Genomic DNA, 15,159 nt, shown 5'->3' with positions numbered 1-15,159 from the left:
GCGCTGGCCGCCGCCGCGCTCACGGCCGGGACCGGGCGGCCCCGGCCGGCGTCGGCGGGCCGCGCCGGGGCGCTCGCGGCCCTCGCCACGGTCGCGGGCGGGGCCGCCGGGTGCGTGATCGGCCTGGCGGTCGCCTGGCCGTGGACGGCCTCCAACAGCTGGGACCCGCTGCCGAGGGCGCCGTTCGACACCCCGTGGGCGCTGATCGCCGCCCTGGTCGCGGGCCTGCCGGTGCTCACCGCGACCCTCACCGCCCTGCTCCCGTCAGCCCGCCGGGCCCCCGCGGACGACGCGGGGGCCCGGCTCTGACATGCGCAGGCCGCTCAGCGGCCCTGGAGTGACTTCACGTTGTCGCCGAAGGTCCAGCCCTTGGAGCCGTCCCAGTTGATGGACCAGGTCATCAGGCCCTTGAGCTGGCCGTTGAAGCTGTTCCACGCCTGCGACACGAGCGAGGGCGACATGTGGCCGCCGCCCGCGCCCGGCTGGGCGGGAAGGCCCGGGACCTGCTTGTCGTACGGGACCCGGATCGTGGTGCCCTGGATGACGAGGCCGTCGTTGAGGCACTTGGTCTGGGCCACGAAGCCCTGGACGGTGCCGGCCGAGTAGGAGTCGCCGGAGCAGCCGTACATGCTGCCGTTGTAGTACTGCATGTTCAGCCACCACAGGCGGCCGTTGTCGGCGTACTTCTTGATGATCGGCAGGTACGCGCCCCAGATGGAGCCGTAGACGACGCTGCCGCCGGTGACGTACGCCGTCTCCGGGGCCATGGTGAGGCCGAAGTTCGACGGCATCTGGGCGAGCACGCCGTCGATGATGCGGATGAGGTTGGCCTGCGAGGCGGACAGCTGGTTGATGTTGCCGCTTCCGGCGAGGCCGGTCTCGATGTCGATGTCGATGCCGTCGAAGTTGTAGCGCTTGAGGATCGGCACGATCGTCTGGACGAAGCGGTCGGCGACGGTGCTGGAGCTGAGGTCGATGCCGGCGGTGGCGCCGCCGATGGACATCAGGATCGTCGCCCCGGCCGCCTTGGCCGCGCACATCTCCTCAGGCGTGGCGACCTTGACGGTGCTGTCCATGCCGTCCTCCCACAGCACGGTGCCGTCGGAGCGGATCACGGGGAACGCCGCGTTGTAGACGTTGTAGCCGTGCTGGCGGATGCGCGCGTCGGTGATGGGGGTCCAGCCGAATGGCGGGTGCACGCCGTTGGAGGCGCCGTCCCAGTTCTCCCAGTAGCCCTGCAGGACCTTGCCGGCCGGCTTGCCCTTGACGGCGCAGGTGCTGCCCGTCGGGGTGACGGTCGGGCTGACCGTGGGGCTCACGGTGGGGCTCACCGTGGCGGTGGGCGTCACCGTGGGGGAGACCGTGACCGTGGGGGTCGGCGTCGGGGACGTCGGCGGGTCGCCGGGGCCGTCGAAGACGAGGTCGTCGGCGTGGTACGTGCCCTGCCCGTACCAGCCGTGCAGGTAGATCTCGGCGGTGGTCTGGCTCGCGCCCGTGGTGAACGGGATCGTGAGCTGGGTGTACGCCGACGGCGAGGAGGCCCAGATGGCCCGGCCGCCGGTCACGCCGAGGTAGACGTAGTTGCCGCGGACCCAGGCGGAGATCGTGTAGTCGGAGTTCGGCCGGACCGTCAGCGTCTGGCTGCACCGGGCGATGTCGGAGTTGCCGGCCGCCCCGGCGAGGGCCTTGCCGCCGGACCTGACCGGGGTGTCGACCACCGATCCGAGGCCGCCGGTGCAGTTCCAGGGGGACAGGGAGCCGGACTCGAAGCCGGGGTTGGCCAGCAGGTTGGCGGCGCTCGCCGAGGTCTGGGTGACGATGACGCCCAGGAAGGCGAGCAGTAACGAGGCGGCCAAGATGAGCGGGCGCGGTGTTCGCGTCATGGGGACTACCCTTCTGTGGCCCGGGGGTCCGGGCTCGTACGGGCGCGGCGCAAGGCCGGGGTGCCGCGACGGTTGGGGGGTGCGCGTCACTCCCATTATTGTAAAGAATCTTATCTATTGTCTATGGCGTCCCAGGTGGCAACCCGATCACTCCCTGTGGCATCGTGCCCGGATGACCCTACGCACCGTCGAGGACGCCGTTTTGCGGGCCGGGTCTGGGGGATCGCGCTGATGGCCGTACGGGAGAAGCTGACAGGGTTGACAGCGGATGTCCGAAAAATCGGGACACGGACGCCCGATATCCGTTAGAAATTCCCTTTGTGACCACGCTCAGCAGACGCCGCCTCCTCCAGTCCGGCGCACTCGCCGTCCCCGCCCTCGCCCTCGGCGCCGCCCCCGCGCGGGCCGGGACGGCCGCCCTGCCGGCGACCGGCGTGGTGCCCGCGCAGCTGGCCGGCTTCGACGCGGCGATGAAGAAGTTCATCGCCGAACGCGACATCAGCTGCGCGCAGCTCGCCGTGGCGAAGAACGGCAAGATCCTCCTGGCCCGCGGCTACGGCAGCTACACCTACGGCCGCTACGTCAGGCTCGTGCAGCCGACCTCGCTGTTCCGGATCGCCAGCCTCAGCAAGAGCATCACCGCCGCCGCGATCGCCCGGCTCGCCCAGGACGGCAAGCTGTCCCTCGGCGACACCGTGACCGACCTGCTGGGCCTGTCCGCCGACGCCGACCCGCGCCTGGCGGACGTGACGCTGTGGCGGCTCATGCAGCACACCGGCGGCTGGGACCGGGACGCCACCCTCGACCAGCTCTGGGCCGACCACACCATCTCGGCCGCGCTCGACGTGCCGCTGCCGGTCGGGCACGCGGAGATCATGCGGTACGCCACGGCCAGGAAGCTCGACTTCACGCCCGGCTCCCGCTACGCCTACAGCAACTACGGCTACATGCTGCTCGGCCGCATCATCGCCAAGGTCTCCGGCATGAGCTACGAGTCGTACGTCAGGCAGCGGATCCTGGCGCCGGCCGGGATCACCCGCATGCTGCTCGGCCGGTCGGCGTCCGGCCAGCAGTACGCCGCCGAGGTGCGCTACCAGTCGGTCTACACCCGCAAGAGCGTGCTCGACGACGGCGGCGCGACGGTCCCGTACCCGTACGGCGGCTTCAACATGGCCAACCAGGACGCCAACGGCGGCTGGCTGGGCTCGGCCGTCGACCTGGTCAAGTGGGGCTTCGCCTTCGACCGGGCCGGGCCGGTGCTGAACGCCACCTCGATCGGCCGGGTCTTCGCCAAGCCGGAGATCGGCGTCGGGTCCGGGGGCTCCTGGTACGGGCTCGGCTGGCAGGTCCGCGAGAACAACGTGGGCGGCCTCAACACCTGGCACACCGGCTCGATGCCGGGCACGTTCGGCTTCCTGGCCAGGATCCAGCACGGGGTGAGCTACTGCGCGCTGTTCAACCGCAGGCAGGAGGGCGACGCGCCGTCGTTCGGCGCGATCGACGGGATCCTGGGCACGGCGACGGGCGGCGTGTCCTCCTGGCCGACGACCGACCTGACCCCGCGCTACTTCTAGCCGGCGACGCGGTAGTGCAGGCCGGTGGCCTGCGGGGCTCGTCCAGCATCCCCGCCGCCAGGCACTGGCGGGCCACGTCGGCGCCGATGACGTTGACGTACCGGTCCCGGCGGCCCGCCGGGCCTCGGCCACGGCGGTGCGGAGGTCGCCGACGAACGTGACGCCCGGGACCGGCGCCGAGGGCGGGCGGTGGGTGAGGACGAACTGCGGCCCGTCCCACCCGCCGCCGAACGCCTTGCCCTCCCGCTCGGGATCGCCCCGGTGCGGGTCGTCCCCGCCGAACGAGCGCCTGCCCGCCAGGATCGCCCCGACCCGGCCCACGAGCCTGTCCGCCATCGGGTCGGGACCGAGGTACGGGGTCAGCCAGGACATGTCGCCGCCCGGGCCGGTGATGAAGCCGTCGAGCGACATGGTCGCCGAATAGAGCATCTTCGCCATGATCTGCCTCCTCGGGACACAGACCGGCGGACGGACGAAAATTCATCGCGCCCGCGTACTTGTCCGATGATTCGGGCATGCGGCGAGGGCCGGATCCGGCAAGATGATCAGCCGGTGGTCCCCGGACGGCGGGGACGGTTGAGAAGGGCTGGCCGAATGCGCGGGTCGACGACGATCCTCCTTGCCGCGGCACTGTCGATCGGAGGGGGCCTGGTGACTCCCGCGTACGCGGCCGCCTCCGCCGCCACTCCGGAGCGGGTGTGCGGTTCCGGGTTCGCCCGGGTCGCGCACGGCAAGCAGGCCGTGCGGACGCCCTCCAAGCGGGTCCTCGGGTACGTCTACCTGCTGTACAACCGCAGGACCGGCTACAACTGCGTCACCACGTTCAAGTCCTCGAACCTCGGCGTCCGCACCTTCGTCATGGCCACGATCACGACGCAGACGCGCGGCGCCAACGGGCGCGCGAGCGGCGAGAACGAGGGCCGGAGCGTCAAGCACTACCTGGGGCCGGTGAAGACCTACGGCAAGGGCCGGTGCGTCAGCTACATGGGGTCGATCCAGGATGACGGGCCCCGTGCCGCCGTGGGCAAGTCGCGCTGGAAGTCCTGGGGCAGGTGCGGCTGAACCGCTCATCGGCGCAGGGGGGACGGAGACGCGTGCTGAAGGGCGGGGCCGAGCAGGAGCCCGCCGTCGATGACGTACTCCGAACCGGTGATGAACGACGCGTCCGATGACGTGAGGAAGAGGAGCAGGCTGGTGACGTCGGCCGGCTCTCCGAGGCGGGGGACGGCGAACGGCTCGGGCGAGTAGAAGTCGGCGATCGCCACGGTGGCGCCGGCCGCCGGCTCCTGGATGAAGGGGGTCGCGATCACGCCGGGGTGGATGGCGTTCACCCGGATGCGGTCGCGGCCGAGTTCGAGTGCCGCCGTCCGGGTGAGACCTCGTACCGCCCACTTGCCGGCGACGTACGGCGCGTAGTGAGCCGTGCCGCCCAGGCCCATGGTCGAGCCGATGTTGACGATGGCTCCCCCCGCCGCGCGGCGCAGAGCCGGGGCGGCGGCCTTGATGCCGAGGAAGGTCCCGGTGAGGTTGATGCCGAGGATGCGTGACCAGGTGGCCTGGTCCGTGTCCTCGATCGGCGCCGGCGGGTTCTGTACGCCGGCGTTGTTGACGAGCACGTTCAGGGCGCCGAAGGCGCTTTCGGCGGCCAGCACGGCGGCGGACCACGAGCTCTCGTCGGTGACGTCGAGGCGGGTGAAGTGAGCACGGGGCCCGAGCTCGTCGGCGAGGGCGGCGCCCCGATCGGCGTCGATGTCGCCGATCACCACGTTCGCCCCCTCCGCGTGGAAGGCGCGTACGTGGCTCGAGCCCTGGCCGCCGGTCCCGCCGGTCACGAGCACGGTCTGGTTGTCGAAGCGGTTCATCGGATGTTCCTTCGGTACGAGGGAGGGATGGTGAGCTGAGTGGCTCACCACACTGCTTGACAGTAGATCGGCGGCAATGGTGAGTCAAGCCACTCGTCTTGTATGCTCGGCCCATGAGCAAGGTCGTGACGACGTACCACCAGCGCGTCGCCCAGGAGAAGCGCGCGCTGATCGTGACGGCCGCGACCGAGCTGTTCCTCGAGCTGGGCTACGACCGGACGTCGCTGGCGCGGATCGCGGAGCGCTCGGGCGTTTCGCGGGCCACCCTGTTCAAGCAGTTCCCGACCAAGGCCGCGCTGTTCGACGCCATCGTCACCGAGTCCTGGGCCACCGCTGACGAGCAGGATCCTCCGCCGGCAGGCGACATCGTCGCCGGGCTCGGCGCCATCGGCCGCCGCTACGCCGAGCTGCTGAGCCGCCCCCAGATGACCGACCTGTTCCGCATCGTCATCGCCGAGCTGCCGCGCTTTCCCGAGCTCGCCAATGCGCAGTTCTCGCACGGGAAGCTGCCCTACTTCGAGTCCGTACGCGGCTACCTCCTGGCCGAGCACGAGGCGGGCACGGTGCGGATCGAGGACGTGGAGCTCGCGGCCACCCAGTTCCTGGGCATGATCTCCAACTACGTCTTCTGGCCGGCACTCCTCGTGCCGGGCTGGAAGGTGAGCGCCGAACGCGTCGCTCAGGTGGTCGACGAGGCCGTCCGCACCGTCGCCGCCCGCTACGCCCTGCCCGGATCGGGGACGCGCGCCCGTGGTGGCCGGTCCTGAGGTGCGGCGTCCGGCGTGCCGCGGCGCCTCCCGCGCGGGGAGCTCAGGTCAGCGCAGGTAGCCGGCGCCGTTGAGGTCGAGGATGGCGCACCGGCCCACTCGGCCTCCGGGGAGGCCGGGCGGTCCGCTCATTCCCAGGACGTTACCAGCGGGACGCTCTTGTCATTTAGGTCACACTCCTCTAGAACGGGATTTTAGAAATACCTTCCAATCGTGAGGAGGGCCCGTTGGCCGAGGTCGTTGCGGAGAAGCGCCGGCGCCTGGGAGCGCCACTCAGCCGGGGAATCAGTGCCACCGATCTCGCGCCCTTCGGCTGGGCGCCCCTGGTCGTCCTGTTCCTCGTCGGCCTGGTGGACCGGATCGAGGCCAGCCTGCTGTCCGGCGTGCTGCCCCTGCTCCAGGCGGAATGGGGGATCAGCGACACCGCCGCCGGGTCCATCCCGACCGCCGCCGCGCTGGCCGCCGCCGCCGTGGCGCTGCCCGCCGGGTACCTGTCCGACCGGTTCAACCGGACCCGGATCATCGCCGTCGTCGTGTTCTGCTGGAGCCTGGCCACGCTGGGGTCCGGTCTCGCCACCGGGTTCGCCATCTTCTTCGCGATGCGGGTGTTCCTCGCGGCGGCGGAGAACATCGACAACCCCGCCTCCGGAAGCCTGCTCGCCGACTACTATCCGCCGCTGACCAGGGCCAAGGCGTACGGGCTCGTCCGCATCACCACCTACCTGGGCGGCATCGGCACCGCGCTGGGCGGCATCCTCGGCCAGGCCGTGGGCTGGCGGGCCACGTTCATGATCATGGCGATCCCGGGGGCGCTGACGGCGCTGCTCGTGTGGTGGCTCAGGGAGCCGCCGCGCGGCTTCCTCGACCGGGTGATCGCCCTGCGCTCCGACCAGCCGCAGCCCGTGCCCGAGGCCACCGGGCCGGGCCAGGTCACCGCGCTGTCCGACCGGCTGAGCGAGCGGCTGCGGTTCGGCAGGCAGTTCCGCCTGATGCTGAAGATCCCCACCCTCACCCTGGTCTGCGTCGGCCTGATGTCGCTCACCCTCGGCCTGGCCGGGATCGCGTTCTGGATGCCGACCCTCATGGTCAGGAACCTCGGCGTCGCCGCCGGCACCGCCGCCTCACTGGCCGGCCTGATCAGCGTCGCCGGCGTCGTCGGCGGCACGCTCATCGGCGCCTACTTCGGCCGGCGCATGCACGCCACCCGCAAGGGCGGCCGGCTCCTCGTCGGCGGCACCGGCATCACGCTCGGCGCGCTCACCCAGGCCGCCGCGATCTCCATGGACTCGCTGCCGCTGTTCGTGACGCTGCTGCTGACCTCGTCGCTGCTGTCGGCCACCGCCATCCCGAACATGACGGCCTCGCTCGCCGACGTGGTCGGCGCCGATTCGCGCGGGCTCGGCTTCGCCGTGCTGCAGCTGTTCATCACGGCCGGCGCCGCGTTCGGGCCGCTGCTGGTCGGCGTCTCGTCCGACAGCAGCGGCTCCCTCCTGACCGCCATGTACGTGCTGATCGTCCCGATGGTGCTCGGCGGCCTGCTCTGCCTGGCCGCGCGCGGCTTCTTCGAACGCGACGCCCAGCGCGTGCTCGACGCCGCCCGCGACTCCGCCTGACCAGCCACAGCTCGGCTACCAGCGCCCGTGCACCTGCGGGCGGATCAGCTCGTCGTAGACGTCCCGTACGGCCCCCAGCGTGCTCTCCGGCAGCGGCGGGAGAGCCGCGGCGGCCGCGTTGGCCGCCGCCTGGGCCGGGTTGCGGGCGCCCGGGATGACGACGGACACGCCCGGCTGGTCGAGGATCCAGCGCAGCGCGAACTGCGCCGTCGTCGCCCCCTCCGGCACCAGCGGGGCCAGCCGGCGCACCGCCTCCAGCCCGGTCTCGAACCCGACACCCGAGAACGTCTCGCCCACGTCGAACGCCTCCCCGTGCCGGTTGAAGCTGCGGTGGTCGTCCGGCGCGAACGTGGTCTTCTCGTCGTAGCGGCCCGACAGCAGCCCGCTGGCCAGCGGGACCCGGGCGATGATCCCCACGCCCGCCTCCCGCGCCGCGGGCAGCACGCGCTCCAGCGGCTTGAGCCGGAACGCGTTCAGGATGATCTGCACGCTCGCCACGCCGGGACGGGCGATCGCGGTCAGCGCCTCCTCGCACGTCTCCACGCTCACCCCGTAGGCGGCGATCCGCTCCTCGGCCACCAGCGTGTCGAGCGCGTCGAACACCGCGTCGTCGGAGAACACCGCCGTCGGCGGGCAGTGCAACTGCACCAGGTCGATCGTGTCGACGCCCAGGTTGCGGCGGGAGCGGTCGTTCCAGGCGCGGAAGTTGTCCAGCACGTAGTTCGACGGCACCTGCTCCACCCGGCGGCCCATCTTGGTGGCCACGGTCAGCTCCGGGCGTCCCTGGGCGAAGCGGCCGACGATCCGCTCGCTGCGGCCGTCGCCGTACACGTCGGCCGTGTCGACGAACGTCACGCCCGCCTCCGTGGCGGCAGCCAGCGTCGCGAGCGCCTCGTCCTCGCTCACCTGACCCCAGTCGGCGCCGAGCTGCCAGGCGCCCAGCCCGACCACGCCGACCTGGCGGCCGGTGCGTCCCAATACGCGGTGTTCCATGGGGGTAACCCTGTCATATGACAGTCGAAGAGGAGTTACGACGCCACCCGGCGGTGGCCGACTGCGCCGTCGTCAGCGTCAGGACCGGCTCCGGAGGGCCGAAACTGATCGCGTACGTGGTGCCGGACGGCGAGGTCACCGGCGAGGAGCTGCGGGCCTACCTGGTGGAGCGGCTGCCGGGGCGGCGGCTGCCGCGGTTCGTCACGCTGGTGCGGGCGCTGCCGCGCACGGCCGACGGGCGGGTCGACCACCGCGCGCTGCCGTTGCCGGTGCGCGCCACGGCCACGCCCTCCGGAGGGAAGGGCGGCGACTGGCAGCCCTCGACCGGCGTCGCGATGGCCATCTCCGCCGCGGTCTCCGCGGTCGCCGCCTACCTGCTGACGGACGTGCTGTGGCCGTACTCCACGGACCTGTCGGCCGTGCCGCCGCCGTGGGCGGGCCTGTTCGCGGTGCTCTACCTGTTCGAGTGCGCGGCGTTCGGGCTCGGCGTGGCCTTCCTGCTGTCGGGGCGCACGCTGCTGGCGCGGCTGGACAGGCCGCCAGGGGTGAGCGCGGCGGCGCACCTGGCGATCACGTGGCTGCTGGCCGCCTGGTGGCCGCAGGACAACTTCTACCGGCTCGCCGCCAAGACCGACTGGCCCCTGCAGGCCGCGCTCGTGTACGGGTTCAACGTCACCCTGATGATCGCCGCGGCCGTGGTCGTCGCCTTCGTGGCCGCCCGACCTCGGTGAACGCGAGCGCCTCGTTGGCGGCCCGTACGGCGGCCTCGGCCCGGTCGAGGGCGTCCGCCGTGCGGGCGGCCAGGGCGACGCCCAGGTACGGCCACGGCTCCATCGCGGCCACCGGGATCGTCGGCAGGAACGTCACGCCGAGCCCCCGGCACTCCCGCGCGACCTCGTCCAGATGCCCGCGCAGCGCCGCCGGGGGCAGCCGCGCGCCCAGCGGCAGCCGGTCCAGCGCCCGGACCAGATGCCGCCCGCCGCGCAGCGCGTCGAGCCGGGCTCGCAGGGTGTGGGCGGCCGCCGGGCCGGTCAGGCGCAGGTTGATCTCCGTCGGAGCCAGGCGTCCCGCCGGGTCGGTCACGAAGTCGACGTCGTACCAGCCCCGGTAGCCGTGCTCCGCGAGCGCCCGGCCCACCGCCGTGCCGAACCGGGCGGCCGTGGTCGCCAGCTCTGCGGGCAGCACGCCGGGGCCGGTGGTGACGCCCTGGTAGCGGGGGCCCTCGACCCGCATCAAGCCGGTCCCCACCGGGTGGACCGCGCCGTGGTCGTCGACGACGGCGTCGAACGTCGGGTCGCGGTACGGCCCGGAGCCGGGCACGTACTCCTCCACCAGCACGCCGGCGCGGGCCCACCGCCGCCCGGCCCGGCGCGTGCCGCCGTCGAGGATCAGCGTGCCGGAGCCGCCGACGCCGTACTCGGTCTTCAGCACCAGCGGCACGCCCGAGGCCAGCTCCCGGCGCAGCTCCCGGCGGGAGCCGACCGGCCGCTGCGCCGGCACGACGATCCCCGGATGGTCCGGCGCCAGCGCGCGGAAGAGCTCGTGCGCGCCGCGCTTGGACTCGAACCGGGCGATCGCGGCCAGCACCCGGCCCGGCGTGGGGACGATCCGGGCGAACTGCTCGGTACGGCCCCACGGCAGCACCGGCCCCGGCGCCGACGCCAGCCGCCGCGCCAGCGCGGGCCGCCTCCCGATCGCCGCCGACACCGCGCCGTCCGGGGCGATGCCGTCGTGCACCTCGACCTCGCCCCAGCCGAGCTCGTCCGCCAGCCCGTCGATCCACGCCCGGTCCACCGGCACCGGCAGCACCACGGCCTCCGGCAGCGGCCCAGCGAACACCGCCATGCACGCGTAGTGGTCCGGCCCCGGCGGCGCGCCGTTGAACTCCGCCACGTTCCCCACGTGCACCGCCGGCCGCCCGCCGGTCCACGCCGCCACCCACGACGGCTCCGGCGCCGGCGGCCATGCCACCAGCCGCGCCACCAGCCGCGCCGGACCGCACTCCACCGCGCCCATCGCCGTGTAGAACCCCACCGCGTGCGGGTCGGCCTCGATCACCAGCCGCGCGAACCCGGCCCGGCCCGCCTCCCGCAGCGCGTGCCCGTACAGCGCCCGGCCCACGCCGCCGCCGATCGCCGACGGCTTCACGAACAGCATGCCCAGCACCCCGTCCGGCGGCTCCCCGTCGACCGTGACGAACCCCAGCACCCGGCCGTCCCGCTCGGCCACCGTCACCCGGCGCGCCGCCACCTCCTCCGGCAGCAGCCGCAACTCCTCCCGGAACGTCTCCTCATACCCCCAGTACGCCTTCGACCGCACCGCCAGCTCGCTCAGCCACCCGGCCTCCTCCGCGCGCGCCGCCCTCAGCCGTAACGCCATGCCAGCATGCTGTCAGCGGGTCAACATGGGGAAAACCCGGATGCGGGGCGGAAGACGCCTCTAGTATCGCTGCGTGGGTGATCGAGCACACTTCGTGATCAAATGGCACGGCTCCTGGAGCCTGCGCTACTCCCCGTGGGCCGGCTACGACCTGGAGCTGGAGCTGCTGCCCGGCCCCGCCGCCGGCCTCGCCCACGCCGAACGCCAGCGGGCCGACACCACCTTCATGAACGAGATCCTGTGCACCGGGGCCGCGCTCGTCGACGTGGACGAGCAGCGGCTGCTGTGGTTCTCGCCGTGCCGCGCCGACCCGTCCTACCGGTGGGCGGCGCTGCGCGTGCTGGCCACCACCTGGGCGGGCTGGCGGGTCGAATGGGCCTACGACGGCCTGGCCGACCTGGTCCGCGCCGTCGGCGAGGACCCCGCCGGGGTGGCCGCGCCCCGGTCGATGCCGGTGCCGCCCGGCGTGCGCACGCCCGAGGAGCTCGCGGCCAGGATGCCGATGCTCTGGCTCGACCCCGCCGTCCACCCGCCCGGGAGCCCGCTGCCCGCCTCCCTGCCCACCTGGCCCGACACGCTTCGGCGGGCCGCGCCGGGCGAGCCCGTGTGCCTGGTCACCGTCGCCCGCGCCGGGACCGTGCGCGGCTACCCGGTCAGCCCGCCCGTCGATGCCGTCATCGGCCACGGGCCCGCCTCCCTCGACACGTACGCGGCCTGGGAGCCCGTCCCCGCGTGGCCGGACGCGCCGACGGCGGGGATCCACCTCGACGCCGACACGCGCACGGCGGGCGTGTGGACGACCCGTGACCTCGCCCAGGTCCTCCCCGACGCGCCGCGGCTGTGGCCCGGCTGGCGCTGGGAGCCCTGGCAGGACCGGCACGCCGAGCACCTGCGCCGCTGTGCCCCCGCCGTCACCTTCCCCGGGCCTTCGCTGCGGACCGGCCTGCTCACGCTCGCCGCCGCCTTCCACGAGCACCGCCACGGCGGCCCCGCCACCCGCGGGATCAGCGCCCTGCTCGGCCTCACCGCCTCCGTGATGCTGGACGAGCGCGCCGTCCTGCGCGCCATCGACGACCTGCGCGCCTGACCGGACTGTCGGGGGCCGCCGCTAGGGTCCCCGCCATGTGGAAGGACCTGCTCAAGACCATCAAGACCGGTGACACGGCCGCCGGCTCCACCCGCTTCGCCCAGGAGGCGCGCAGGCTGCACCGGCTGCTCACGGGGTGACGGCGGACCGCTCGTCAGGAGAGTGACACCAGGTCGCGGTAGTCGTCGTTCCACAGGTCCTCCTCCGCGTCCGGCAGCAGCAGGACGCGGTCCGGGCGCAGGGCGTCGACGGCCCCCTCGTCGTGGGTGACCATTACGATCGCCCCCGGGTACGAGCCGACCGCCGCCAGGACCTCGTCCCGGGACGCCGGGTCGAGGTTGTTGGTCGGCTCGTCCAGCAGCAGTACGTTCGCCCCGGAATGCACCAGACCGGCCAGCGCCAGCCGGGTCTTCTCGCCGCCGCTCAGCACCCCGGCCGGCTTGCCGGCGTCGTCGCCCGAGAACAGGAACGCCCCCAGCACCCCCCGCGCCTCGCCGTCCGTCAGATGCGGGGCCGCCGCCGCCAGGTTCTCCCGTACGGTCCGCGCCGGGTCGAGCGTGTCGTGCTCCTGGGCGAAGTAGCCCAGCCGCAGCCCGTGCCCGCGCACCACCCGGCCGCTGTCCGGCTCCTCGTCCCCGGCCAGCAGCCGCAGCAGCGTCGTCTTGCCCGCCCCGTTGAACCCCAGCACGACCAGGCGGCTGCCCCGGTCCACCGCCAGGTCCACGCCGTCCAGCACGCGGTGGCCGTCGTAGGACTTGGTCAGGCTGATCGCGCCGAGCGGCGTGCGCCCGCAGGGGGCCGGGTCGGGCAGCCGGATGCGCGCCACCCGGTCAGCCCGGCGGGCCGGCTCCAGGTCCGCCAGCATGCGGTCGGCGCGGCGGGCCATGCTCCTGGCCATCGTGGCGGTCGCCGAGCGGGCCTTCATCCGGTCCGCCTGGGCGTGCAGCGCGGCGGCCTTGCGTTCGGCGTTCGCCCGCTGCCGGGTGCGCCGCCGCTCGTCGCTCCCGCGCTGCGCCAGGTAGGCACGCCAGCCGGTGTTGTGCACGTCGATCGTGGCGCGGTGCGGGTCCAGGTGGAAGATCCGGTTGGCGACCGCCTCCAGCAGGCCGGTGTCGTGGCTGATCACCACCAGGCCGCCCCGGTGCCCCTGGAGGAAGCCGCGCAGCCAGGTGAGCGAGTCGGCGTCCAGGTGGTTGGTCGGCTCGTCCAGCAGCAGGACGCCGTCGTGGCCGGCGAACAGGATGCGGGCCAGCTCGGCGCGCCGCCGCTGGCCGCCGGACAGCGTCGCGAGCGGCTGGTCCATCAGCCGCGCGGGCAGCCCCAGCCCGGCGGCCACGCGCGCCGCCTCGGCCTCCGCCGCGTAGCCGCCGCCCGCCTGGAACGCCGCCTCGGCCCGCGCGTACTCCGCCATGGCCCGCTCCAGCGCGGCCTCGTCGCGGGCCCCGGCCATCGCGGCCTCGGCTGCCCGCAACCGCCGCACGGCCTCCCCGAGCCCCCGCGCCCCGAGAATCCGCCCCGCCACCGTCAGCGCCGACCCTTCGGGGGAGTGAAACGCGACGCCTCCGCCCTGCCCTGCGGGCGAGCCCGGGGTGGCGGTCCCGCGCGGTCCTTCGGGGGACCGGAGGGGGGCGTCTCCCTTTGTCCCCTCGGGGGAATCCGGGGTGGCGGCATCCCTGCGCCCCTGGGGGGAGGGCGGGGTGGCGGTCCCTCTGGGGCTCCCGGGGGAGGTCCAGGGCCCGTCGGGGCGGGCGTCCTGGGAGAGGTAGGCGGTGGGGCCGGTGGTGGTGATGGTGCCCGCGGCCGGGCGGGCGTGACCGGCGAGCGCGGTCAGCAGGGTGGTCTTGCCCGCTCCGTTGCGGCCGACGAGGCCGATGCGGTCGCCGGGGGAGACGGTGAAGGACACGCCGGACAGCAGCAGGCGGGAACCCGCGCGCAGCTCGACGTCACGAACGGTGATCATGAAATGACGCTCCGAGAAAGCTGAGGACACACTTCTGGCGTGGAAGCGGGTCCTCAGCTAGGAAACTCGGGGCGTCGACATGGCACCAGGTTACGCGATGTTGCCGCACAGCCGCATATCGGGAGATGGTTGCCATGACGTCGGACGATCAGATCGCTGACGGGAAGGGAAGCGCACATGACGGCGCCGGGCGAGCTGGAGCGGGCGGCGTACGCCGCGTGGGACCGCGAGGACTGGGACGGCGCGGTGCGGGGCCTGACCGAGCTGGTGGCGCTGGAGCCCGACGGCGAGCGGAGCCCGGCGTGGTGGTTCGACCTGGCGCTGGCGCACAAGTTCCGCAAGGACTGGGCGCACGCGTACGAGATCGGCAAGGAGGCGGCGGCCCGCTATCCGCGCGGCGAGCAGGAGCCGGCGTTCTGGAACCTCGGCATCGCCGCCACGATCATGCGTGACTGGGCGACCGCCAGGGACGCCTGGGCCGGCTACGGTCTGACGCTGCCGCCGGGCGAGGGGGAGATCGACGCCGATCTCGGCATGGCGTGCGTGCGGCTGGAGCCGGACGGCGAGCCGGAGGTGGTGTGGGTGCGGCGGGTGTGCCCGGCGCGGGCCAGGGTCGTCAGCGTGCCGCTGGCGGCCGACCGCAGGTTCGGCGAGATCGTGCTGCACGACGGCGCGCCCAGCGGCGAGCGGGTGGTGGAGGGGGTGCGCTATCCGGTGTTCGACGAGCTGATGCTGTGGGCGACGTCCGACCTGCCGACGCTGTCGGTCACCGTCACGGGGAGCGGCGCGGACGTGGTGGAGCTGGTGGAGCTGTTCGCGGCGGCCGGGCTGGGCGCCGAGCCGGCCGGGAACGTGCGGGTGCTGTGCGCCTGTTGCAGCGAGGGCAGTGTGGAGCAGGAGCGGCACGCCGCCGAGGGCGGAACCCAGCGGATGTGGCTGGCGGCGCCGCCGTCTCGGGCGGCCGAGCTGCTGGCCGAGTGGCGCGGGCGCGCCCCGGGACGCGACTGGACGGATCTGGGCGAGGCCCACACGTGATCACAG

The 15,159-nt window shown here is 73.4% G+C and carries 13 protein-coding genes; 8 read left to right on the top strand and 5 right to left on the bottom strand.

Annotation, left to right across the window (positions count from 1 at the left end; translation table 11 throughout):
* On the top strand, positions 1–309 hold a 309-nt coding region (locus tag KME80_RS31360; RefSeq protein ID WP_219510070.1), incomplete at its 5' end, for a hypothetical protein.
* Between the two features lie 14 nt (positions 310–323).
* Here the strand turns inward: KME80_RS31360 and KME80_RS31355 are convergent.
* Positions 324–1,883, bottom strand: coding sequence for a carbohydrate binding domain-containing protein (locus tag KME80_RS31355; protein WP_219510069.1), 1,560 nt, complete (start codon positions 1,881–1,883; stop codon positions 324–326).
* Positions 1,884–2,203: 320 nt separating this feature from the next.
* Here KME80_RS31355 and KME80_RS31350 point away from each other — a divergent pair, with 320 nt between their 5' ends.
* The gene (locus KME80_RS31350; protein WP_219510068.1) at positions 2,204–3,457 is read left to right on the top strand and encodes a serine hydrolase domain-containing protein; all 1,254 of its coding nucleotides are present in this window, start codon (positions 2,204–2,206) and stop codon (positions 3,455–3,457) included.
* 651 nt (positions 3,458–4,108) lie between these two features.
* On the top strand, positions 4,109–4,519 hold the full coding sequence (locus tag KME80_RS31340; RefSeq protein WP_219510067.1) for a hypothetical protein: 411 nt from the start codon (positions 4,109–4,111) through the stop codon (positions 4,517–4,519).
* A gap of 5 nt (positions 4,520–4,524) precedes the next feature.
* Here KME80_RS31340 and KME80_RS31335 read toward each other — a convergent pair whose 3' ends face one another.
* Positions 4,525–5,319, bottom strand: coding sequence for a glucose 1-dehydrogenase (locus KME80_RS31335; protein ID WP_219510066.1), 795 nt, complete (start codon positions 5,317–5,319; stop codon positions 4,525–4,527).
* A 113-nt stretch (positions 5,320–5,432) separates the two neighbouring features.
* On the opposite strand from KME80_RS31335, the gene KME80_RS31330 reads away from it, so the two are divergent.
* Both KME80_RS31330 and KME80_RS31325 read left to right on the top strand, forming a co-directional pair.
* A complete protein-coding gene (locus tag KME80_RS31330) occupies positions 5,433–6,086 on the top strand; it encodes a TetR/AcrR family transcriptional regulator (RefSeq protein ID WP_219510064.1) in 654 nt (217 codons plus the stop codon).
* A 227-nt stretch (positions 6,087–6,313) separates the two neighbouring features.
* Entirely contained in the window at positions 6,314–7,699 is a 1,386-nt protein-coding gene (locus tag KME80_RS31325; protein ID WP_219510062.1) for an MFS transporter, read from the top strand.
* A gap of 15 nt (positions 7,700–7,714) precedes the next feature.
* Here the strand turns inward: KME80_RS31325 and KME80_RS31320 are convergent, their stop codons facing one another.
* Positions 7,715–8,692, bottom strand: coding sequence for an aldo/keto reductase (locus KME80_RS31320; protein WP_219510060.1), 978 nt, complete (start codon positions 8,690–8,692; stop codon positions 7,715–7,717).
* Positions 8,693–8,709: 17 nt separating this feature from the next.
* Here KME80_RS31320 and KME80_RS31315 point away from each other — a divergent pair, with 17 nt between their 5' ends.
* Positions 8,710–9,423: an AMP-binding enzyme gene (locus tag KME80_RS31315; protein ID WP_219510059.1), complete on the top strand. Its 714-nt coding sequence runs from the start codon at positions 8,710–8,712 to the stop codon at positions 9,421–9,423.
* Here KME80_RS31315 and KME80_RS31310 read toward each other — a convergent pair.
* Entirely contained in the window at positions 9,365–11,071 is a 1,707-nt protein-coding gene (locus KME80_RS31310; protein ID WP_219510058.1) for a GNAT family N-acetyltransferase, read from the bottom strand. The genes KME80_RS31315 and KME80_RS31310 overlap by 59 nt on opposite strands.
* A 73-nt stretch (positions 11,072–11,144) precedes the next feature.
* Here KME80_RS31310 and KME80_RS31305 point away from each other — a divergent pair, with 73 nt between their 5' ends.
* Positions 11,145–12,158, top strand: coding sequence for a hypothetical protein (locus KME80_RS31305; protein WP_219510057.1), 1,014 nt, complete (start codon positions 11,145–11,147; stop codon positions 12,156–12,158).
* A gap of 154 nt (positions 12,159–12,312) precedes the next feature.
* Here KME80_RS31305 and KME80_RS31300 read toward each other — a convergent pair whose 3' ends face one another.
* Entirely contained in the window at positions 12,313–14,118 is a 1,806-nt protein-coding gene (locus KME80_RS31300; RefSeq protein WP_246646065.1) for an ATP-binding cassette domain-containing protein, read from the bottom strand.
* 177 nt (positions 14,119–14,295) lie between these two features.
* Between KME80_RS31300 and KME80_RS31290 the strand changes: the two genes are divergently transcribed.
* The gene (locus tag KME80_RS31290; RefSeq protein WP_219510056.1) at positions 14,296–15,153 is read left to right on the top strand and encodes a tetratricopeptide repeat protein; all 858 of its coding nucleotides are present in this window, start codon (positions 14,296–14,298) and stop codon (positions 15,151–15,153) included.
* The last annotated feature ends 6 nt before the right edge of the window (positions 15,154–15,159 follow it).

It is taken from the genome of Nonomuraea ceibae (assembly GCF_019396325.1).
GTDB classification, from domain to species: domain Bacteria; phylum Actinomycetota; class Actinomycetes; order Streptosporangiales; family Streptosporangiaceae; genus Nonomuraea; species Nonomuraea ceibae.
Note: the sequence above shows the minus strand (reverse complement) of the source record. Positions and strands in the feature narration are given on the sequence as shown.